General features: G+C 38.6%; 20 protein-coding genes and 1 pseudogene. 12 read left to right on the top strand and 9 right to left on the bottom strand.

Features of this window, described 5'->3' with window-relative positions:
* Window positions 1–11 precede the first annotated feature (11 nt).
* Window positions 12–635 carry an arylesterase gene (locus FY048_RS13460; RefSeq protein WP_446091476.1) on the bottom strand — a complete coding sequence of 208 codons (624 nt, stop codon included), beginning with the start codon at window positions 633–635 and terminating at the stop codon, window positions 12–14.
* Between the two features lie 44 nt (window positions 636–679).
* Here FY048_RS13460 and FY048_RS13455 point away from each other — a divergent pair.
* Both FY048_RS13455 and FY048_RS13450 read left to right on the top strand, forming a co-directional pair.
* Window positions 680–1,372: pseudogene (locus tag FY048_RS13455) on the top strand (ABC transporter ATP-binding protein).
* Window positions 1,373–1,375: 3 nt separating this feature from the next.
* Window positions 1,376–3,835: an ABC transporter permease gene (locus tag FY048_RS13450; protein ID WP_446091475.1), complete on the top strand. Its 2,460-nt coding sequence runs from the start codon at window positions 1,376–1,378 to the stop codon at window positions 3,833–3,835.
* Window position 3,836: 1 nt separating this feature from the next.
* On the opposite strand, the gene FY048_RS13445 is transcribed toward FY048_RS13450, so the two are convergent.
* Window positions 3,837–4,646 carry a rhomboid family intramembrane serine protease gene (locus FY048_RS13445; RefSeq protein ID WP_446091474.1) on the bottom strand — a complete coding sequence of 270 codons (810 nt, stop codon included), beginning with the start codon at window positions 4,644–4,646 and terminating at the stop codon, window positions 3,837–3,839.
* A gap of 76 nt (window positions 4,647–4,722) precedes the next feature.
* Here FY048_RS13445 and mtgA point away from each other — a divergent pair, with 76 nt between their 5' ends.
* Both mtgA and ppk1 read left to right on the top strand, forming a co-directional pair.
* Entirely contained in the window at window positions 4,723–5,400 is a 678-nt protein-coding gene (gene mtgA, locus FY048_RS13440) for a monofunctional biosynthetic peptidoglycan transglycosylase (RefSeq protein ID WP_446091473.1), read from the top strand.
* A gap of 105 nt (window positions 5,401–5,505) precedes the next feature.
* Entirely contained in the window at window positions 5,506–7,584 is a 2,079-nt protein-coding gene (gene ppk1 / locus FY048_RS13435) for a polyphosphate kinase 1 (RefSeq protein ID WP_016138921.1), read from the top strand.
* A 59-nt stretch (window positions 7,585–7,643) separates the two neighbouring features.
* Here the strand turns inward: ppk1 and FY048_RS13430 are convergent, their stop codons facing one another.
* A complete protein-coding gene (locus FY048_RS13430) occupies window positions 7,644–7,772 on the bottom strand; it encodes a hypothetical protein (RefSeq protein WP_132071880.1) in 129 nt (42 codons plus the stop codon).
* A 57-nt stretch (window positions 7,773–7,829) separates the two neighbouring features.
* Between FY048_RS13430 and FY048_RS13425 the strand changes: the two genes are divergently transcribed.
* A complete protein-coding gene (locus FY048_RS13425; protein ID WP_446091554.1) occupies window positions 7,830–8,420 on the top strand; it encodes an SPOR domain-containing protein in 591 nt (196 codons plus the stop codon).
* A 29-nt stretch (window positions 8,421–8,449) separates the two neighbouring features.
* On the opposite strand, the gene oxyR is transcribed toward FY048_RS13425, so the two are convergent.
* The 4 genes from oxyR to rubA all read right to left on the bottom strand — a co-directional run bounded on the left by oxyR (window position 8,450) and on the right by rubA (window position 11,803).
* Window positions 8,450–9,358 (bottom strand): LysR family transcriptional regulator OxyR, encoded by a 909-nt coding sequence (oxyR, locus tag FY048_RS13420; protein ID WP_446091472.1) that lies wholly within the window; start codon window positions 9,356–9,358, stop codon window positions 8,450–8,452.
* A 6-nt stretch (window positions 9,359–9,364) separates the two neighbouring features.
* Complete coding sequence (estB, locus tag FY048_RS13415) at window positions 9,365–10,309, bottom strand: esterase EstB (RefSeq protein WP_446091471.1); 945 nt, start codon at window positions 10,307–10,309, stop codon at window positions 9,365–9,367.
* 53 nt (window positions 10,310–10,362) lie between these two features.
* Entirely contained in the window at window positions 10,363–11,544 is a 1,182-nt protein-coding gene (gene rubB / locus FY048_RS13410) for a rubredoxin reductase RubB (RefSeq protein WP_446091470.1), read from the bottom strand.
* A 94-nt stretch (window positions 11,545–11,638) separates the two neighbouring features.
* Window positions 11,639–11,803 carry a rubredoxin RubA gene (gene rubA / locus FY048_RS13405; RefSeq protein ID WP_000760495.1) on the bottom strand — a complete coding sequence of 55 codons (165 nt, stop codon included), beginning with the start codon at window positions 11,801–11,803 and terminating at the stop codon, window positions 11,639–11,641.
* Between the two features lie 414 nt (window positions 11,804–12,217).
* Between rubA and FY048_RS13400 the strand changes: the two genes are divergently transcribed.
* Entirely contained in the window at window positions 12,218–12,658 is a 441-nt protein-coding gene (locus tag FY048_RS13400; protein WP_446091469.1) for an SRPBCC family protein, read from the top strand.
* Window positions 12,659–12,711: 53 nt separating this feature from the next.
* Here the strand turns inward: FY048_RS13400 and FY048_RS13395 are convergent, their stop codons facing one another.
* Window positions 12,712–13,200 (bottom strand): YqiA/YcfP family alpha/beta fold hydrolase, encoded by a 489-nt coding sequence (locus FY048_RS13395; RefSeq protein WP_042898226.1) that lies wholly within the window; start codon window positions 13,198–13,200, stop codon window positions 12,712–12,714.
* A 258-nt stretch (window positions 13,201–13,458) separates the two neighbouring features.
* Between FY048_RS13395 and lysS the strand changes: the two genes are divergently transcribed.
* From lysS to cysN, 5 genes are all read left to right on the top strand, one after another.
* On the top strand, window positions 13,459–14,988 hold the full coding sequence (lysS, locus tag FY048_RS13390; protein ID WP_004641802.1) for a lysine--tRNA ligase: 1,530 nt from the start codon (window positions 13,459–13,461) through the stop codon (window positions 14,986–14,988).
* A 187-nt stretch (window positions 14,989–15,175) separates the two neighbouring features.
* Window positions 15,176–16,621, top strand: a complete 1,446-nt coding sequence (locus FY048_RS13385; RefSeq protein WP_446091468.1) for a capsule assembly Wzi family protein — start codon at window positions 15,176–15,178, stop codon at window positions 16,619–16,621.
* A 255-nt stretch (window positions 16,622–16,876) separates the two neighbouring features.
* A complete protein-coding gene (locus FY048_RS13380; RefSeq protein ID WP_080026499.1) occupies window positions 16,877–17,008 on the top strand; it encodes a hypothetical protein in 132 nt (43 codons plus the stop codon).
* Entirely contained in the window at window positions 17,001–17,909 is a 909-nt protein-coding gene (gene cysD / locus FY048_RS13375) for a sulfate adenylyltransferase subunit CysD (protein WP_004641806.1), read from the top strand. Before FY048_RS13380 ends, cysD begins: the two co-directional genes overlap by 8 nt.
* A gap of 30 nt (window positions 17,910–17,939) precedes the next feature.
* Entirely contained in the window at window positions 17,940–19,553 is a 1,614-nt protein-coding gene (gene cysN / locus FY048_RS13370) for a sulfate adenylyltransferase subunit CysN (RefSeq protein WP_446091467.1), read from the top strand.
* Between the two features lie 52 nt (window positions 19,554–19,605).
* Here the strand turns inward: cysN and FY048_RS13365 are convergent, their stop codons facing one another.
* Window positions 19,606–20,154: a DUF2239 family protein gene (locus FY048_RS13365; protein ID WP_446091466.1), complete on the bottom strand. Its 549-nt coding sequence runs from the start codon at window positions 20,152–20,154 to the stop codon at window positions 19,606–19,608.
* Window positions 20,155–20,375: 221 nt separating this feature from the next.
* On the opposite strand from FY048_RS13365, the gene FY048_RS13360 reads away from it, so the two are divergent.
* A complete protein-coding gene (locus FY048_RS13360; RefSeq protein WP_336169402.1) occupies window positions 20,376–20,888 on the top strand; it encodes a hypothetical protein in 513 nt (170 codons plus the stop codon).
* The last annotated feature ends 18 nt before the right edge of the window (window positions 20,889–20,906 follow it).

Here is a 20,906-nt window from a genome sequence, read left to right as displayed (position 1 = left end):
CTAAAAGGTGCCTACAGGGCACCTTTTATATATGGATAAGCCAAATTAAGTAATTTTGACTGTGCTTGAGCATTGGGGTGAATCAAGTCATTTTGCATAAGCTGTTTTTGACCTGCGACTCCATCAAGAAAAAATGGTAGTAATTTCACCTGATATTTTTGGCTGACAACTTTATAGTTATTTTCAAAAGCTTTGCTATATGCAGCCCCATAATTTGGCGGAATTTTCATGCCAAAAAGAATAACTTTGGCTCTTTGTTTCTGGCTTAATTGAATGAGCTGGTCCAGATTTTTTTGAATCATTTGAGGTGGTTGCCCACGTAAGCCATCATTTCCGCCTAATTCAATCACGACCACATTTGGTTTATAAGTCTGTAATAACTTAGGTAATCGGGCTAAAGCGCCGCTGGTTGTTTCTCCACTAACACTTGCATTGACCACTTTATGTTGTTTGGGATACTGTTGGTCTAAGCGTTTTTGCAGTAATTGTACCCAACCTTGTTTGGGATCAATTCCGTAACCGGCACTGATACTATCTCCTAAAATTAAAATAGTTTTTGCCGATACAAGCATAGGCAGCATACTTAATGAGATGAGCATGATGCTTTTAGAACCAATCAAAAAAGATTTAGACATTTGTACTTCGACCCTGATTCTGAATAAATAGGACTTTTTACATCATGCCACAACCCATCATTGCTGCCCATCAAGTTACACAAACTATTCAGATTAACCAAAATCAGTTTACGATTTTAAAAGATATCGATTTAGAGATTTTTGAAGGGGAGCAGGTGGCGATTACTGGGCGTTCTGGCTCAGGTAAATCAACATTATTGGGAATTTTGGCGACTTTAGATCAACCATCTGAAGGTGAAGTTTGGTTGTGTGGTCAAGCTGTTCATCAGTTAACAGAGGAACAACGTGCCCAAATTAGAATGCAGCATATTGGTTTCGTATTTCAGTCGTTCCAACTTTTACCTCAGTTGAGTGCGCTTGAAAATGTGATGTTGCCTTTACGGTTACGTAAAGATTTTGATTATAAAACCGCAGAGAAAAAAGCTTTAGATTAGTTGCATCGAGTAGGTCTTAGTCGTCAGGTTGAACAAACGCCTAAAGTCTTATCTGGAGGGGAGCAACAACGTGTGGCGATTGCACGAGCTCTTATTGCAGAACCACAAATTATTTTTGCGGATGAGCCTACTGGAAACTTAGATGGTCAGACAGCACAAGAAATTGAAAGTTTACTCTTTGATTTAAACCGAGAGTTAGGTACGACTCTGATTTTAGTGACCCATGATCGTAATTTAGCAACCCTTTGTCAGCGTCATGTTGAGTTAGACGACGGCCGACTAAAGACAGTACAGGGTGGTTAAATTATGCGTAATCTTCTAAAGCCGCTCTTCCTACAAAGTTTTCGTACGGGTGGATTATATCTGCTGATTATTGCTCTATCGCTTGCGATTAGTGCAACCACAGCCCTGAAATTTAGTAATGACCAAGTGAAAAATGCTGTCAGTTTACAAGCTTCGCAAATGTTGGGTGCTGATTTAGTTCTATCGAATAACGAACCTATCGAACAGTCGTGGAAAAAAAGGGCAGAGCAGTTGGGTCTGAAACAAACTAATGTGACCATGTTTAGTTCGATGGCGCATACCCAAGATCAGTTTGTCATGGTCAATGTAAAAGCGATAGAACCTGCATTTCCACTAAGAGGACAGCTTGAAATTGCGCCAAAAACTCAAGCGATTCAATCTGGTGAAGTTTGGCTAAGTCAAAGAGCAGCGGACTTACTAAAAGTAAAAAGAGGAGATACTGTTTCTATTGCCGATGGTTCATTCCGATTTAGCGGTGTGATTGTGCGTGATTCAAATCAGGAACTGGGTTTTTCAGGTTTTTCTCCAACGGTTATTATTCATCAAGCTGATATTGCTAAAACTCATGCGATTCAGACAGGCAGCAGAATCGATTATCGACTGTTAATGTCTGGTCAACCTGAACAGCTTCAAGCTTTCTCGAAGCAATTTAAGCAACAACATCAACCTTCTAAAGAAGCAGATGAAACGGCGGGCCTACGTTTGCGTGATGCAAGTGAGTCAAATAGTCGGTTATTACGCCCGCTTGAAAACCTAGATACCTTTTTGCAATTGGCTAATATTTTAACGATTTTGTTGTGTGGGATCGCCATCGCTTTAACGAGTCAAAGATATGTTCAGCAAAACCAAGATCACATTGCGCTTCTCAGATGTTTAGGAGCAAGTAAGTTCCAAATTTTATGGGCCTATATTGGACTACTTTGTATTGTCAGTGCGATTTCAATTGTGATGGGCAGTCTATTAGGTTTAGTCATGGGATATGGCCTGCTACAACTTATGCTGCAATTGATTCCTCAATTAGAGTTAAGTTTTTCGCTAATACCACTTTTACTTGGACCTTTACCAATTGCTATTTTTACGAGTGTGATTGTGCTGCTTGGTTTTATTTTGCCAAGTATTTGGGAGCTTTTAAATACACCTCCAATTCGGGTGATTCGGGAAGAAGCCAAATCTCGAAAATCATTATTCTTTATGTTTTTTGCTGGCATTAGCAGCCTGATTGTTTTTAGTTTGGTGTTGAGTGAAAACTTGATGCTCAGCATTATGGTTTTGGCTGCAATTATCGTTCTTTGTATTTTGCTGTATACCGTTGTTTGGCTCTTGCTTCGTAGTTTAAAAAAGATGAAAAATCGTTTGTCTTTTTATATTCGGTCGCCCTCGCAAAGTGCCTTACAAATTACTGCACTGGCTTTAGGCTTAAGCCTCATTACGGTACTCAGTGTATTAAGAACAGATTTATTACAGCGTTGGCAGCAACAGCTTCCTGAAGGAACCCCGAATCAATTTGTATATGGTTTACCTCCATTCGATTTAAAACCTTTTGAGCAACAATTAAAGTTACATGGTTGGCAAAGTACGCCACTCTATCCAAACATCCGAGGCCGACTGGTAGCAAAGAATGATGTGCCTTTTTCAGAAGAAGCCATAAAACAAAATAACTCTTTGCGCCGTGAGTTAAATCTGACGCAATCGAATCAATTGCCGAATGACAATGCCATTACAAAAGGACAAACCCAGTTTAATGGCGTGGGGCAAGTTTCAGTCGAAAGTAAAACTGCCGAAAGTTTGGGAATCCAAATTGGAGACACACTTACCTTTAGCCTGCCCGAAGGCACATTCCAAGCCAAAGTTATGAATTTTCGGAGCGTGAAGTGGGAAAGTTTTAGCCCTAACTTTTTCTTTATTTTTTCCCCTAAAACCTTAGACGAAAATGCTGGAAGTTACTTGGGTAGTTTTTATGTACCTAAGCAAGATCAACCTAAAATGATCAATATTATTCAGCAATTTTCAAATACAGTTTTTATTGATGTTGATCGAATCTTGGATGAAGTAAAACGCTTAATGAATGTCTTGGTCAAAATTGTGACTGTATTAGCTGCCTTAGTCGGATTTTCTGGCGTATTAGTGCTGATTGCTTGTTTAAATCTATTAATGGATGAGCGACGCCGTGAAGTTGCTTTACTACGCTCATTTGGTTTATCTAAAAATAAAATGAAGCAGATGCTCAGTTTTGAAATTGGTTTTTTAGGATTGTTAGCAGGCATAGTAGCCTGCTGTTTTGCGGAAGTGATTAGTGCGATTGCTAGTTATAAAATGAATATGGCAATACAGTGGCATTTTGAAATATGGCTGATTTTACCCCTTGGCATGATGCTGGTTTGCGCGCTGATTGGTCGTTATCGACTTGGTTATCTTTGTAACTTACCGCCTTTACAAAGCTTAAGGGAATTAAACCAGCTGTAGCTTAAGGAATAATTCCGGGGTTTTGGATGATGATTTCATGCCATAGCGGAAGTAAAGGTGAATTGAGTTGTACACAGTACATATAAAAACCACCTGTAATTACAACTGCTCCGAATAAGCCTAAAATTCTGAGCATATTTTTAAACTTACTGACGTAGCTTAAGTACCACATCAGTGCAAGGAATGCTCCAATAACCATGCCGCCAATATGTGCGGCATTATTAATACCAGTTGCGACAAAACCAAAAATAAGGTTGATTGCCATAATCATTAATAATGCTTTTTTATCGAGTATGTAGGCTTGATGAGGCAGAGGGGGAAATAAAGAAAGTACAGTTAACGCAGCACCTAATCCCATCACAGCACCAGAGGCGCCTGCACTGACATGGGGAAGTAAGCTCTGGTCAAAATGTTGCAGCAATTCATGTCCATTTTGAATAGTCATATAGCTACTGAGCAGACTACCGAATAAGCCAGCAAGTAAATACATCCCAATAAAATAGAAGCGACCAAATAGTGACTCGGCAACATTACCGAAAATATATAAGGCCCACATGTTGAGCATGAGATGAACTAAACCAAAATGAAAAAACATACTGGTAAATAGACGTTCAGGCTGCCCAGAAAAAGTAAGTGGTGTAAAATCAGCTCCCCAATGAATAGCATCTTTCATGGCTGGGTCACTAATATCGACGCCAGATAGAATTTGCCAGACAAACAAACCTACGTTAATTGCGATGAGCAGAGCGGTCAGCCACCAAGTTTGTACATTGAGTTTACGATTAATGTGCGGAGGCTGATATTGAGTCATGCTATGCTTTTGTTATATATGAACATGCTTTACAGCTTAACATGAAAAAAGTTGAATACAGGAGATCAGGACGAACATGAAAGCTTTTATTGTTCGCGTGTTGTTAATTTTTATTGGGGCGATTCTCCTTATTCAACTTTGGATTTTTTCGAGTTTGGTTTGGTGGCGGACACATGAGGTGGATACGACCATGTTCATGCGAATTGATTATTGGTCTGATACATCAGAGCCAATTGTCCATCAGTGGCTTGACTATGATGATATTAGCGACAATTTCAAACATGCGATTTTAGCTGGCGAAGACGCAAAGTTTATCCATCATCATGGTTTTGACTGGCAAGGTATCCGTTTTGCCCTTGAGCGAAATAATGAAGAGGGTGAAGTGGTTGCTGGTGGTTCTACTGTGTCTCAACAGCTTGCAAAGAACTTGTTTTTATACAATAAACGTTCATTCATTCGTAAAGGCCAAGAAACAGTCGCGACTTGGATGATGGAGCGGATGTGGTCAAAACGGCGAATTCTTGAGGTATATATGAACTCGGTTGAATTCGGCAAAAATCTGTATGGTGTTGAAGCAGCCGCTCATCATTATTATGGTAAAAGTGCTAAAAGCTTAACGCGTGAACAAGCTGCTTTCTTAGCCGCATTATTGCCTGATCCGAAATATTATCAAGATCACCGCAACGATCATAAACTACAATATAGAAAACGCATTATTTTACGTTATATGAATAGCACCCAGATTCCTGAATAATGCTGTTTTAAAGATGTGTTAATTTTTTAGTTTTTACCAAATTGTCATATTTTTGCAGCATACTGGTTTATAGAGATTTTGGCTGGATAGAGAATAGAGTTAGACATGAATACAGCGATTACAGCAACGACCCCAATAGAATATAGTTATAATGACCGTTATATAAATCGTGAATTGTCTATTCTTGACTTCCATTTGCGTGTATTGGAACAAGCGGTAGACCCTTTACATCCATTGCTTGAGCGAATGAATTTCTTGCTCATTTTTTCACGTAATCTCGACGAGTTCTTTGAAATTCGTGTTGCGGGAGTGATGGAGCAATTCTCTCTAGGCAATGAAAGCCGTAGCCCTGATGGTCTTACACCAAGACAAGTTTTACAAAAAATATCTGAAACAGCTCATGCTGCGATTGAACGTCAATATCGTATTTTAAATGAGCAAATCTTACCTAAACTACGTGAAGAAGATATTTGCTTCTTACGTCGTGGTGAGTTAACGCCAGCTCAGTCTGCTTGGGTAAAAAAATATTTTCAGGAACAAGTTGCACCTGTATTAACTCCAATTAGCTTAGATCCAGCACACCCGTTTCCTCGACTTGTTAATAAAAGCTTGAACTTCATTATTACCCTTGAAGGTAAAGATGCTTTTGGTCGTCAAATTGATTTGGCTGTTGTGCCTGCACCACGTTCATTGCCTCGTGTTGTACGACTACCAGACGAATTAACAGGTGGTAAAGAACATCACGTGATGTTATCGGCAATTATTCATGAACATGTGTCTGATTTATTCCCTGGAATGACAGCAACTGGATGTTACCAATTCCGTGTGACACGTAATGCAGACTTGGCATTGAACGAAGATGTTGAAGACTTAGCTAAAGCATTAAAAGGTGAATTAAGTTCTCGACGTTTTGGTCGTGCAGTTCGTTTGGAAGTAACTCATAACTGCCCACAGCATATTTATGAGTACTTACTCGAAGAGTTCGATTTAACTGATGAGCAATTATATAAAGTTGATGGCCCAGTAAATTTAGCTCGTCTAGTTTCAAATTTTAAACGTCCTCATTTACGTTATGACTCGCATACACCTGTTGTGCCTAAAGTGTTTAAAAAGACCGAGAGCATTTTCTCGGCAATGCAGAAACAAGATATTTTACTGCATCATCCGTTTGAATCTTTTGCACCAGTTATTCAATTGCTACGTGAATCTGCGCGTGATCCACAAGTATTAGCAATTAAGCAGACGCTATATCGTAGTGGCGCTGATTCTGAAATTGTGCAAATTTTGGCAGAAGCGGCGCGTAACGGAAAAGAAGTTATTGCTGTTATTGAATTACGTGCTCGCTTTGATGAAGAATCAAATATTGAGGTAGCAAACGTTTTACAAGAGGCTGGTGCGGTCGTTGTTTACGGTATCGTAGGTTATAAAACCCATGCCAAAATGATTATGGTTGTGCGCCGTGAAAATAATAAATTGGTACGTTACGTTCATTTAGGAACGGGTAACTACCATGCGACGAATGCCCGAATTTATACGGATTATGGTCTCATGACCACAGATAAAGATCTGTGTGAAGATGTACATCGTATATTCCAAGAATTGACCGGTATGGGCAAAATGGCGAAATTGAAAAAGCTATTACATGCACCATTTACCTTACATGCTCAGCTCATTAACTTTATTGATGAAGAAATTGCCAATGCTAAAGCAGGGCGCAAAGCTCAGATCATTGTTAAAGTAAATGCGTTAACCGAAGTCCAGTTAATCAATAAATTGTATGAAGCTTCTCAGGCAGGTGTTCAGATTGACCTGATTATTCGTTCGATTTGCTGTTTACGTCCGGGTTTACCGAACCTGTCGGAGAATATTCGGGTGCGTTCAATTGTAGGGCGTTTTCTTGAGCATACTCGCGTTTATTACTTCAGTAATAATGGTGATGCACGTATTTACTGTTCAAGTGCAGATTGGATGGACCGTAACTTATTTAATCGTGTTGAAGCGTGTTTCCCTGTCGAAGACCCTGCGTTGAAAAAACGTATTTATCAACAAGGTTTGGTGAACTACTTACAAGATAATCAACAGGCATGGTTGCTACAAGGTGATGGTACTTGGATTCGTGCTGAGCCAGCAGAGGGTGAAAAATTGCATAATGCTCAAAGAGCGTTATTGGAAATTATTAAATAATGAACTTTCAAGAATAAATAAAAGCCGACATTTTGTCGGCTTTTTTAATTGACTGAAATTCAAAGTAATTTAGTTAGTTTTTCTAAATGGTTGCTGGATAAACGACAATAATTTGAAGCACTGCAATATGTTTTGAAAATATGTGATTTTTTACATAAAACATTGAATTTTAAAAATATACAAATCATGAGAAATCTACTTTAATACGCCGCATTAAATATACTTAACTTTGGTAAATGAATAAGATGCAATGCTTTATTAGAAGTTTACTTATTAAAATACTTTTGGGGATAATACCAGTGACCGCTTATGCTGATCAGAAGTGTTATGGAGATATCATCGTATTTCAAAGGTTTGATGACCAAGCGATATATCCTTATTTTGTAAACTCATCTAATGAAAAAGCTAACAAAAGTGGAGAGAAAAATAAAAAAATAATCATCCAAAAAAGAAAACCAAAACAAGATGAGTTTGTAGCCCAAAAGAAAATTGAAGATACCCACACCAAGAAAGTAGAAGAAAAGAAAAATTTTGATAGTAAAAAGCAACTTGATGCAGCTGTCGCTAAAGAAATTTTAGAAAATGGTGAAAAGAAATGGATGGTACAAGTGGCGCTAGCTGCTAATCAAAATAAGGCAAGTACGGTTCAGTCGCAGTTAGAAGCAAAAGGGTACAAGGTTGTAACGAGTACAACGACTAAAGGCATACGAGTCATGGTAGACCCTGCCAATGACTATGCCATTGCACAAATTATTAGAGAAAAAATTATTGCTGATAATAGTTTGAATATGCCATCTGCTTGGGTGTTTAAGTGGGCATCTTTAACGCCGCAATAAAATAAAAAGGAGTCCGAAGACTCCTTTTTTTATTCATGTATTCTTGTGGTGATCTTCTGCATAATTTGCAGTAATACATCGAACTCACTTTGCAATGGTGTACTTTTACGAGTCACTAGCGCTAAGGTACGGCTCGGTGCATCTTCAATTGGTTTTGCAGTAATCTGATCATTAAACTTGATCATACTATTTTCAATTGCAATTTCTGGTAAAAGTGTAAAGCCTAAATCAGAAGAAACCATTTCAACTAACGTTGGTAAAGAACTTGCTTTTAAACGGTTGTCGTTTTTACGTTCACCGATAGGGCATGCACTTAAAACGTGGTCACGTAAACAGTGGCCTTCTTCAAGCAAAATTAATCTTGATAAATCAAGATCATCTAGAGAGTTTGCTTGAAGAGCATTTGCATCTTGCTTACTACATACAAGGTACAAATTTTCTTTCGAAATTTCAGCGACTTTTAGACCTCGAGTGTCAAACGGTAGAGCAAGAACAATCATGTCTAGATTTCCGTGTTCCAAACGCTCTACAATTTTTTCACTTTGTGCTTCATGTAAATGCAGCTGAATTTTAGGTAGCTGTTGATGCACTTCATTAAGTAAGCGTGTCAGGATAAAAGGTGCAATGGTTGGAATAACACCCAAATGCAAATCACCCGTTAACGGCTCACTCATTTCACGGCTCAAACGCATTAAATCTTGAGCATCTGCTAGTAATACACGGGCACGAGCAACGACTTGTTCACCTAAAGGTGTTAAACGCACATTCTGACGATCACGTTCTACCAGAACGCCACCTAATAAACGTTCAAGCTCCATGATGCCGCCTGATAACGTCGATTGAGTGACAAAAGAGCGGCGTGCTGCTTCAGTAAAATGCAAAGTTTCCGACAACGTAACTAAATATGATAGCTGTCTTAGTGAGGGTAATGCAGCCATAGTGTCCTAGTCTGATGATTTAAAATGATGCGCAAATAAACCGCTAAGCTGTGGAATAAAATGTGCAGGGATATCATGCCCCATTCCATCAATTAATTCAAACTTAGCACCGGAAATTGCTTTTGCTACAGCCTTACCGTGGCTAGGTGGAAGTAAGCGATCGCGAGAGCCATGTAAGACTAATGCGGGTTGCTTAATTTCACGGTCCAGTTGAAGTAAGGAGCCTGTACATAATATTGCTAAAAACTGCTGAAGTACACCAGCAGGATAGTAGCTACGTTGATAAAGCTTACGCGCAGTTTGTATTGCTTCAATCTGGTTGATATAACCAGGTGAACCAATCAATTGAAATAGTTTTAAACTGTGGTTAATAATACCTTCTTCGTCACGTGTCTCGGGTTTGCCAATTAAACTCAAAAGTTGTTTCGGAAAAGGCGGTGGTAAAAATGGCTGGTTGTTGCTTGTAAACATAAGCCCTAACTTCTCAACCTTTTCTGGATATTTTGCTGCAAGAATTTGAGCAATCATCCCACCCATTGATGCACCAATCACATGTGCTTTGCTTACGCCTAAACGATCAATAAGCATAGACACATCGTCTGCCATATCATGCAGAGTATAAGGTGCACCCTGATTAGTTAGCCCTAGTGCAAAGCGGCCCATCAATTTGACAGTATTTAAGCGTTTACCTTCATGACGTACTTTTGAAGAAAGGCCAATATCACGGTTATCAAAACGAATAACACGAAATCCTTGATCAATCAGCGATTTACAGAAGAAATCTGGCCAAAAAAGCATTTGGGCACCAAGGCCCATAATCAGCAAAATGGTTGGATGTTCTGGTTTTCCACCAACTTCTACATGTAATTCAATTCCATTGCCTAAGTTGACTTTGGTTTCTTGCATGAAAGATGTGTACGGTGAAATGTTAAACTGTAAGGCGCTATTCATGTTATTCATTCCTTAAAGGAATACTCTCTAACTGAGTATTCCTGATACAAACCTTATGCTTGGGCTGGAATAAGATCTGGAACAAGCTTTGTTAAAGTTAAGCGTTGTTTACCTGCGGTTGCACCTAACAATACAAAACCACGCAATGTTCCTTCATTGTCAATTGCTTTGGCAAGCATCCCATCGTCGAATTCTTCCGTTTCCCAGTTCACTTCTACATCAATTGGAGCAGGCAAAACTGTGAGTGGAGCTGCTGGCGTTTTTACTGCAACTGGCATAGCAGGGTAGTGCACAGCAGTTTGTTGTCCACTAAGTGTTTTTGCGAGGGCGCGAGCCTGCTGCATAATCGGCATTACATATGGAAGTAAAGTACCGTTTACCTCTGCGCAATCCCCAATTGCATAGATGTCTGCTTGGTTGGTTTCAAGTAAACCATTGGTAATAATTCCACGGCTTGTTTGAATATCTGCACTTTTAGCAAGTGAAATATTTGGCTGTAAACCAATTGCAGAAAGAACAAGGTCCGCAACCAATGTTTGTCCATTTGCGAGTGTTATCGCATAGTCTTCGCCATTATTAATTTTGCTTACTTTTTCAACCGTGGTTCCAAGTGCAAATTTTACTCCAGCTTCTTCAAGATTTTGCTGGAAAGCAGAAGCAATATGTTCTGGAAGTAAACGACCTAATGGTTGCGGAGCTAAATCAATCACAGTGATGTCATATTCACTATGAAGTAAGTCATTGGCAAATTCACAACCAATTAAACCAGCACCCAAAATAACAACACGTTTGTCTTTACGCTGAGCTAGATTTTCACGGAAAGCGCGGTAGTCAATCAATGAGTTAACGACATGAATGTCATCGCTACCATCACCTGCAATTGCAAGGCGAATTGGATTAGCACCCACGGCTAAAATCAGTTTTGAGTAGGGTTGCTTCGACGTTACACCATCTTTTTCTAAAACAAGCTCATGGTGTTCAGCTAAAATCTCTTTTACAAAAGTAAAAGGCTCAATACGCATATTGAGTTGGGTACCCATTTTAGCAGCATCACCTAATGGAATCTGCTCTGGGGCTTTTTTACCTGCAAATGCATTTGATAATGTTGGCTTTGCATAGTTCACTGCATCATCCGCACAAATCATCATAAGTTCTTGCTCTGGGCTAAGCTTACGGAACTCACGTGCTAAGGTATAACCCGCCATGCCTGATCCGATAATGACGATAGGATGCATTTTTTTCTCCAGAGTTAGAATTATTTATTTAATACGGTGATGGGTAATATTCGTAAAAAAGACCATGTCGATCATGGCCTTTTACTTTACGTTCTTAGATTTCGATCATTTCGAAGTCAGCTTTTGAAACGCCGCAATCAGGGCAAGTCCAGTCATCTGGAATATCTTCCCATTTTGTTCCAGCTGCAATGCCGTCTTGTGGCCAACCTTCCGCTTCGTCATAAATCCATCCACAAACGATACATTGATATTTTTTCATGAGACTCTCCGCACTGATAAGTTTGCTCAAAGCTGCCTTTCAGTAAAACTATTCCATCTATTAATAATGTAACTACGATCCGGTCAATAATAACCAATGTGCCTTTGATCGGATATCAAATTTTTACGCAGTTCTACATTCAAAGTAAAGTAAATAACGGAGTTTAATCATTCGTAAGTAAAGATGAATGGCAGGTTAGGACAAATAACTGGTTATTTAGGCAAAACTTCGCCATAAACGAATAATAACTAATGCATTCTTATAATTAATTTTATTTGTCAAAGTATCTTGAAATAAAGATCATCTCATACGAAAGCTAAATAACAACAAACTATGATGTGACAGAATGTCATTATTAAAACCGAAAATTAAAATTTTCTGTCATTAAGACGGTATAAATCAGGGAAGTGAAATATGGAAAATTTAGTATATGAAGTGGAAATTGAGGCGCCTATAGAAAGAGTATGGGACATACTTTGGAATAGCGAGACTTATAACGCTTGGACGAAATTCTTTGCGCCGGATTCCTCCATGCGTACCGACTGGCAAATAGGCGGTAGAACTTATTTTCTTGACGGTGAAGGAAATGGAATGGTTTCTACGATTGAACAAATGCAAAAACCGGAAATATTGATTTTTAAACATTTAGGAATGATTAAGGAGGGTAAGGAAGATTTAGAGAGTGAAGAGGTTAAAGGGTGGAGTGGTTCCTTAGAAAAATATTTTCTAACCCAAAAAGATAATATAACCACTCTAAAAGTTGAAGTGGCCACCTTGCCTGAATATATGGGCATGTTGAAAAGTGGCTTTGTTCAAGGTTTTGATGTGGTTAAAAAAATGGCTGAAGCAAAATAGTGCTTCTTTTACTCACATATACACCAGTTTTTCTATAATCAAACTATCTAAGTCTAAGCCAAATATTTTTTATAAATTTTTATAATCAGATCATTAATTCGCGAAGGATAGGCCAAGCGATGGTGCCCACCTTCAAAAGTTTCAATATTCATATAAGGAGCAAGTTTTTCTTGAACCTGATACATATCAAGTTGCTCATCTCCTAATTCTAAATAGGCCATTTTAGGATTAGAGAGAGTGAGTTCTTCTTCAGAAAGTTGAGGATAGTCCTCCCGAAAATTAGGTGTAAGACTTGGGTTCGCCACAATAACAGCTAATTTATGTTGAGCAGCAGTTTTTAGCGCCCAATAGCCTCCAATGCTATGGCCCACCAACAAATCTGGTTTGATCGTCTGAATAGCCTGATGGTAAAAGTACTCAACAGATGCATAACTTAAGTTACGATAATCGACGTCAATACAAAATTTTTCAGGATGTAAAATGGCATGGAACTTTGTTGATTCACGGGAAGAATCCAAGCCATGTAAAAATAGAATTTTCATTATTTACGACACAATCTCATTGATAAAATAAAAGGCAAATCGGGCCTTTCGAATATCGAGGTTATTTGGATTTTTTTATATTTTACTAAATGCTTTAAAAAATGATCTTAGCGATTGGTCTAAGTCACTTTGCCTTTAAAAAGTGGTGTTTTGTTCTATAAAATTGTCTTTTTTCATTTTTGTTTGATTGAAATCATTCGAAAAACTCCCGCAATCTGTTAGGATATAGCACTTAATTTTTACTTAATCGAGGCAGAGATGACGCAACAAAACGCTCAATCGACTTCTGAACCAACTATTTCCGAAAACGATTTAATTGCACAGCGTCATGCCAAATTAAAGCAAATCCAAGATGTTGCGAAGGAAACTGGAAAGAGTCCTTGGCCGAATACTTTTAAGCGTGAACATTACGCTGCTGATCTACAAGAACAATTTAAAGATCAGTCGAAAGAACAAATTGAAAGCGCTGAGCATGTTTATGTAAAAATTGCTGGTCGTGTCATGTTAAACCGTGGATCTTTCATGGTTATTCAAGATATGACAGGTCGTATTCAGTTATATGTTGACCGTAAAGGTTTACCAAAAGATATTCTTGAGACTATTAAAGGTTTAGATCTTGGTGACATTATTGCTGCTGAAGGTTATATCGGACGCTCAGGAAAAGGTGACTTATATGTTCACCTTGAAGGTTTTGAGCTTTTAACGAAATCGCTTCGCCCGTTACCAGATAAATTTCACGGTTTAAATGACACAGAAGTTAAGTATCGCAAACGTTATCTTGACTTAATTGTGAATGAAGAAACACGTAAAACTTTTGAAATCCGTGCCAAAGTCGTTGCTGGAATTCGAGCATTTTTAAACAATGAACGTTTCATGGAAGTTGAAACGCCAATGATGCATGTGATTCCGGGTGGCGCATCTGCACGTCCGTTTGAAACACATCACAATGCTTTGGATATGCCATTATTCTTGCGTATTGCACCTGAGCTTTATTTAAAACGTTTGGTTGTTGGTGGTTTTGAGCGTGTGTTTGAAATTAACCGTAACTTCCGTAACGAAGGTGTTTCAACACGTCATAACCCTGAATTTACGATGATCGAGTTTTATCAAGCTTACGCTGACTATAAAGACTTGATGGCATTAACTGAAAATATGATTGAAAAATTGGCCTTGGATATTTTAGGTACAACTGATGTGCCTTACCAAGGTGAAGTGTTTAGCTTCAAAGGGCCATACAAAAAAATCTCTATGTTTGATGCGATTTTAGAGAATAACCCACAGTTTACGCCAGAAAATGTTGGCGACCGTGAGTTTCTTGCTCAATTCATTCGTGAAGAATTAAAAGAACAAGTTAAGCCAGGTTTTGGTTTAGGTAAGCTTCAAACTATCGTATTTGAAGAAACAGTTGAAACTAAACTACGTCAGCCAACATTTATTACTGAATATCCAGCTGAAACATCTCCACTCGCTCGCCGTAATGATGACAATCCGCATGTTACCGATCGTTTTGAGTTTTTCATCGGTGGTCGTGAATTGGCAAATGGTTTCAGCGAGTTAAACGATCCAATTGATCAGGCTGAGCGTTTCCAAGCCCAAGTTGCAGAGAAAGATGCTGGTGATGATGAAGCTATGCATTACGATGCAGAGTTCGTTGAAGCGCTTGAGTATGGTTTACCACCTACAGCGGGTGAGGGTATCGGTATTGACCGTTTGGTCATGTTATTTGCCGATGCACCAAGTATTCGTGATGTAATTTTATTCCCACATATGCGCCGTAAAGAAGGTTAATCTTCTAAAGGCAAAAAAAGGCAGTATTTATACTGCCTTTTTTTATTACTTTTATATCTCAAAAACTTACCTATCTACACTAATCTTAAGATAGCGTTAAAAAATGTAATTGCACAGTTTAACAATTGCAAAGTTGTGATAAAAAATTTAAGGTGTTGCTCATAAATAACTTTGAGAATTGGCTGGCATGTTTCTAAGAAAAACACTTTCGATTGCAATATTGGCAACTGCTTCATCCGCTATTTTTGCACAAGGTTTAGTGCTAAATAATGAGGACTTACGTACAGACTTAAATTGGTTGAATCAACAAGGTGTTATCAAGATTAGCACCTCAACTTGGCCGTTAAGTGGTGATGAAATCCAGAGAGCACTTTCTCAAGCACAAGTGACGCATCCAGCTCAACAAAAAGTTATTAATTCAGTTCTTGATGCATTAAAAGCAGATAACAATACGGTTAAAGTGGGCGCTTTTGCTGAAACTGATAGCAAAAATATTCCGCAAGCATTTGGTGATAACCAAAAAGCTCAATATCAAGGTTCTTTAGAGTTTAATGCAGGTGGCGAAAACTGGGATGCAAAAATCCGAGTAAATGCAGAAAAAGACCCACAAATTGATAATGGTCAAGATGTGAATGTTGAAGGCTCATATGTCGCTGGTAAACTTTGGAATCAGTGGGTCGTTGCGGGTCAAATTCCAACATGGTGGGGGCCTGGCCATGATGGTAGCTTAATTCGTGGCGATGCTAGTCGTCCGGTTTATGGTGTAACTGCACAACGTGCTGTACAAAATGCTTTTGATACAAAATGGTTATCTTGGATTGGGCCTTGGCAATATCAAGCTTTTGCTGGTCAATTAGATGACTATAAATCAGTTCCAGATGCTAAGTTAATTGGCTTACGTGTGACTGCACAACCATTACCATATATTGAGTTGGGCGCATCGCGTGCTATTCAATGGGGTGGTGATGGACGTCCTGAAAGTTTTAGTTCTTTATGGGATGCATTTGTTGGTAATAAAGATAATGGCGGAACGGGTGAACCAGATCCATCAAACCAAATTGCTGGCTTTGATGGTCGCTTGTTATTACAACCACTATTCCAAGTTCCAGTTAGCATCTATGGACAATATGTAGGTGAAGATGAAGCGGGTGGTTTACCTTCTAAGAAAATGTACTTAGCAGGTGTGGACTATTCATCTAGCTACAATAACTTGCCTTATCAACTTTATGCAGAATGGGCGGATACACGTACTAATGGTGATGTAAGAGGCATCTCTTATGCTCATTCAACTTATAAAGATGGTTATTACCAACATGGTTACCCATTAGGGCACGCGATGGGTGGTGATGGGCAAATGTATTCAGTGGGTGGTGATATCCGCTTTGATGTCATGAACCGTTTAAGTGGTCGAGCAATGGTGGTTAAGGTTAACCAATCTAACCGCGCAATCAATAAAGCATTCCCTAAAGATGATGAAATTAAAGCCCTTGATTTAACTTGGACGCATTACATCAAGCCAGATCTTCCATTAAAAATTAATGGCTGGGTAAGTGATTCTGATCTAGAAGGTAATGATGCAGGCGCATCTATTGGGATTGAAATTCCATTAGAACGTAAAATGTTCGGTTTCTAAGAATAGATCACGTTTTAGAAAAGAGAAGCTATAAATGCTTCTCTTTTTTTTATGGTTTTTAGAGAAATCTAAAGAGCAGATCATGATTTGCTTAAGTTGGCTACACAAGCTACGATTGCCAAGTTGTGCAAGTGCATCAGCATATTACATGTATATGATGAAATCGAATATCAATATGAAAAAACAAGCAAAAGGAATCGGTTTTAAATCACTATAATGCATAACTAATGCTATAAGCCATATAAAGGCTTGTGGTTGGATTATCTATCACGAAAAATTGGAGTTGTTATGGCACTCGTTCCTCCACATGGTCTTCTACGTGGTGGTTTAATACCACTTCTAGATTTTATGGGCAAAATGGATAGAGAAGGACGTGTTCATGACTGAATCAAGACTTACACATCTCAAGCAACTTGAAGCTGAAAGTATTCATATTATCCGTGAAGTTGCTGCTGAATTTGAAAATCCGGTCATGCTTTACTCAATTGGTAAAGACTCTGCGGTAATGCTCCATCTTGCGTTAAAAGCATTTTATCCAGCTAAACTTCCATTCCCATTATTACATGTAGATACTGGGTGGAAATTTAAAGAGATGATTTCATTTCGCGATAACATGGCAAAAACGCATGGCTTCGATTTAATTGTTCATCAGAACAAAGAAGGTCGCGAAGCTGGAATTAATCCATTCGATCATGGTAGTTCAAAATACACAGATATTATGAAAACCCAAGCTTTGAAACAGGCTTTGGATAAATATCAATTTGATGCTGCTTTTGGTGGTGCACGCCGTGATGAAGAAAAATCACGTGCGAAAGAGCGTGTTTATTCATTCCGTGATAGTAAGCATCGTTGGGATCCGAAAAACCAGCGTCCTGAACTTTGGAATCTTTACAATGGTAAAGTGAACAAAGGTGAAAGTATTCGTGTATTCCCTTTATCTAACTGGACTGAGTTGGATATCTGGCAATATATATATTTAGAAAATATTCAAATCGTTCCTCTTTATTTCTCTGCTGTTCGTCCAGTAGTTGAGCGTAGCGGTACGTTAATCATGGTTGATGATGAACGTATGCGTTTAAAAGAGGGTGAAGTTCCACAGATGAAGTCTGTACGTTTCCGTACGCTTGGCTGTTACCCATTAACTGGTGCAGTTGAGTCTGAAGCAGATACGTTACCTGAAATTATCCAAGAGATGCTTTTAGCCACTAGTTCTGAGCGTCAAGGTCGTATGATTGATCATGATGAAGCGGGCTCAATGGAAAAGAAAAAGCAAGAAGGCTATTTCTAAGACAATTTCTAAATTTGTGGAGTTTGAGCAATGTCTCATCAATCAGAATTAATCAGTCAAGATATCTTGGCCTATTTGAAGCAACATGAACAAAAAGACCTTCTGCGCTTTTTGACTTGCGGTAACGTAGATGATGGTAAAAGTACTTTAATTGGACGTTTACTCTACGACTCAAAATTGATTTACGAAGATCAATTGCAAGCTGTAACACGTGATAGTAAAAAAGTAGGAACCACAGGTGATGCACCAGACTTGGCATTACTTGTAGATGGTTTACAAGCTGAGCGTGAGCAGGGTATTACCATTGATGTGGCTTACCGCTATTTTTCAACGGAAAAGCGTAAGTTTATTATTGCTGACACACCTGGGCATGAACAATATACGCGTAACATGGCAACTGGTGCGTCAACAGCTGATCTTGCAATTATCTTGATTGATGCGCGTTATGGTGTGCAAACACAAACACGTCGTCATACTTTTATTGCAAGTTTGCTTGGTATTAAGAATATTGTTGTTGCCATTAATAAAATGGACTTGGTTGAATATTCACCTGAACGCTTTACTGAAATTCAGATTGAATATGATGCTTTTGTAAGCCAATTGGGCGATCGTCGTCCAGCCAATATTCAATTTGTACCGATTTCTGCTTTAAATGGCGATAACGTGGTAAATGTTTCTGAGCATACAGCTTGGTACAAGGGTCAAACCTTGATGAACATTCTTGAGTCAGTTGAAATTAGTCGTGAATCAAACAAACACGAATTCCGTTTCCCTGTTCAATACGTGAACCGTCCAAATCTAGATTTCCGTGGCTTCGCTGGTACTGTGGCTTTAGGTGAAATCAATGTTGGTGATGAAATTGTTGCATTACCATCAGGTAAACGTTCAACAGTTAAAGAAATCGTAACATTCGACGGAAATCTAGACCAAGCTGTTGCGGGTCAAGCAGTTACATTAACGTTGAATGATGAGATTGATATTAGCCGTGGCAACGTTCTAGTACGTGCAGGTGAACAGCCATTAATTTCACGCAGTGTTCGTGCTTCAGTAGTATGGATGAATGAACATCCTCTAGTGAAGGGTAAGTTGTACAACGTTAAGATTGGTACACAGACTGTTCCTGCCAAAGTGACTAACATTCACTATCGCGTGAATGTGAATACGCTTGAGCATACTCAGGTTGAAGAGCTTGAGTTAAATGCAATTGCAGACGTTGTTGTTGAATTCGATGCGCCAGTCGTATTTGATCAATATCAAGATTCACGATACACAGGTTCATTTATTTTCATTGATCGTTTAAGCAATGTAACGGTTGGTGCGGGTATGGTTGAGTCTGCGGTAGAGTGGAGTGCGCATAGCAATCCTGTTACTGCTGAAGATCGTGCTGCACGTTTAGGTCAAAAACCTGCGGTGATTGGGATTTCTGCACAATTAATCGAAAAAGCTCAGGTTTTAGAAAGTTTATTGATCCAACAAGGTGTAGTTGCGATTGCAAAAGCCAACTTAACTGCTGAGCAAATTACTTTATTGCGTGAGACAGGTGTTGTGGTTATCACTACGGCTGTGGATGGCACAGATACAGAAGTTACTGCTGAAACCATTGAAGAGGCAGCTGAAAAAGTTGTGGAATTAGTCCGTCTTTAATAGGTTGAATTGATTTTGAAAAAACCCGCGTAAGCGGGTTTTTTTATTGGGTTTAGAAAATACTTTGAGATTTTAAAGTTAAATATTCTCTTAAATCTTTAGGATAACTCTGAATCATCTTTAAAAATATATCTCGATCACCTTGATATAAGGCGCGTGTTGCTTCCTCGTAATTTGGCATATTACCCAGCATGGCAGACATAAAACGGTCGATGGCTTGTTTAGCGACCATAATATTACCTTCAGAATTTGGGTTATTTAACTCTTGATCAATTAACTTACGAATTACTGCTGATGCACTCGCACTTTGTTGATCTAACCAATCCCAATGTTTTTTCTGTAAAGTGATTTCACGAGAAATTACTCCGAGTTTAGGTCGTCCAACTTTTTTAATTTCTTCCGGTTCAGCATAACGTTGTTGAAATTCTTGTTCCGAACCAGAAAGATCAAGATCAATTTGTTGACCGGTTTGATCATTAAAAATCAGAATATTTTCAGTTGTTTTTGGAAGATCTTTGAGTTTTTTTGCAAGGTCAACTAGGGAGTCACTCGCAATAAGCGTGCTTCCAGTGAAAGCAGTATAGGTGATTTTAGTATTCATTTTAGCTGTATATTTTATCTGGGTAAAACTATATTATCTGGGTAAAATTAATTTTGCAAATAATTAAAATTATAACCAAAGAATTATCTGATTTTATGAGTGTAGTCTCTGAAGTTAGGACTATAAAAATAGTCAACTTAATAGGCTATTTAAAATTTTACTCTGCTTTAGTGGCGCTTTTATGAGAGAATATGCCTTTAGTTTTATGTATAAGGACTCCTATGTTTGAGCAATCTCCTGAATCTCTAAGCGATATCGAAATTTTAGACATTTTACAGTCTATGAAAAAAGATAAGCTTGATACGGAAGCAAATGAGATTATCCGTAATGGGGGGAAAGCTGGGCGTCAAGAAGCACATAAACAGGCTTTAGTTGCATTGAGCGCAAATTTTGAAGACAAGTTTGTAGAAGCTGCTACGTTGGCATTAGGCTTGAATTCAGGTCAGGCGAAAAAGATTCGTTATAAAAAAGACCGTATCCGTATTTTTAAAGCACGTGGTCTTGATTATTTAGCTATGGATGGGGCAGAAACCGCTCAGGTTTTAGCTCAAGTTGCTCAAGCGATTAGTCGTGAAGACGCGATTGTGACTGAGGGTCTACACAATATTTTTCCATTTTGGAAAGAAGGTTGGCCAATGGTGCAATTCGATAATGCCTATAAAATTTTAGAAGAAGACATTACATTGCATTTTCACATTGTGTTAGATCACTTAATTGAATATGTACAGAAATAAAAAAAGCCCCGTTTGGGG

The organism is Acinetobacter sp. 1124_18A (genome assembly GCF_052824995.1).
This window is presented reverse-complemented; position numbering and strand designations above follow the sequence as displayed.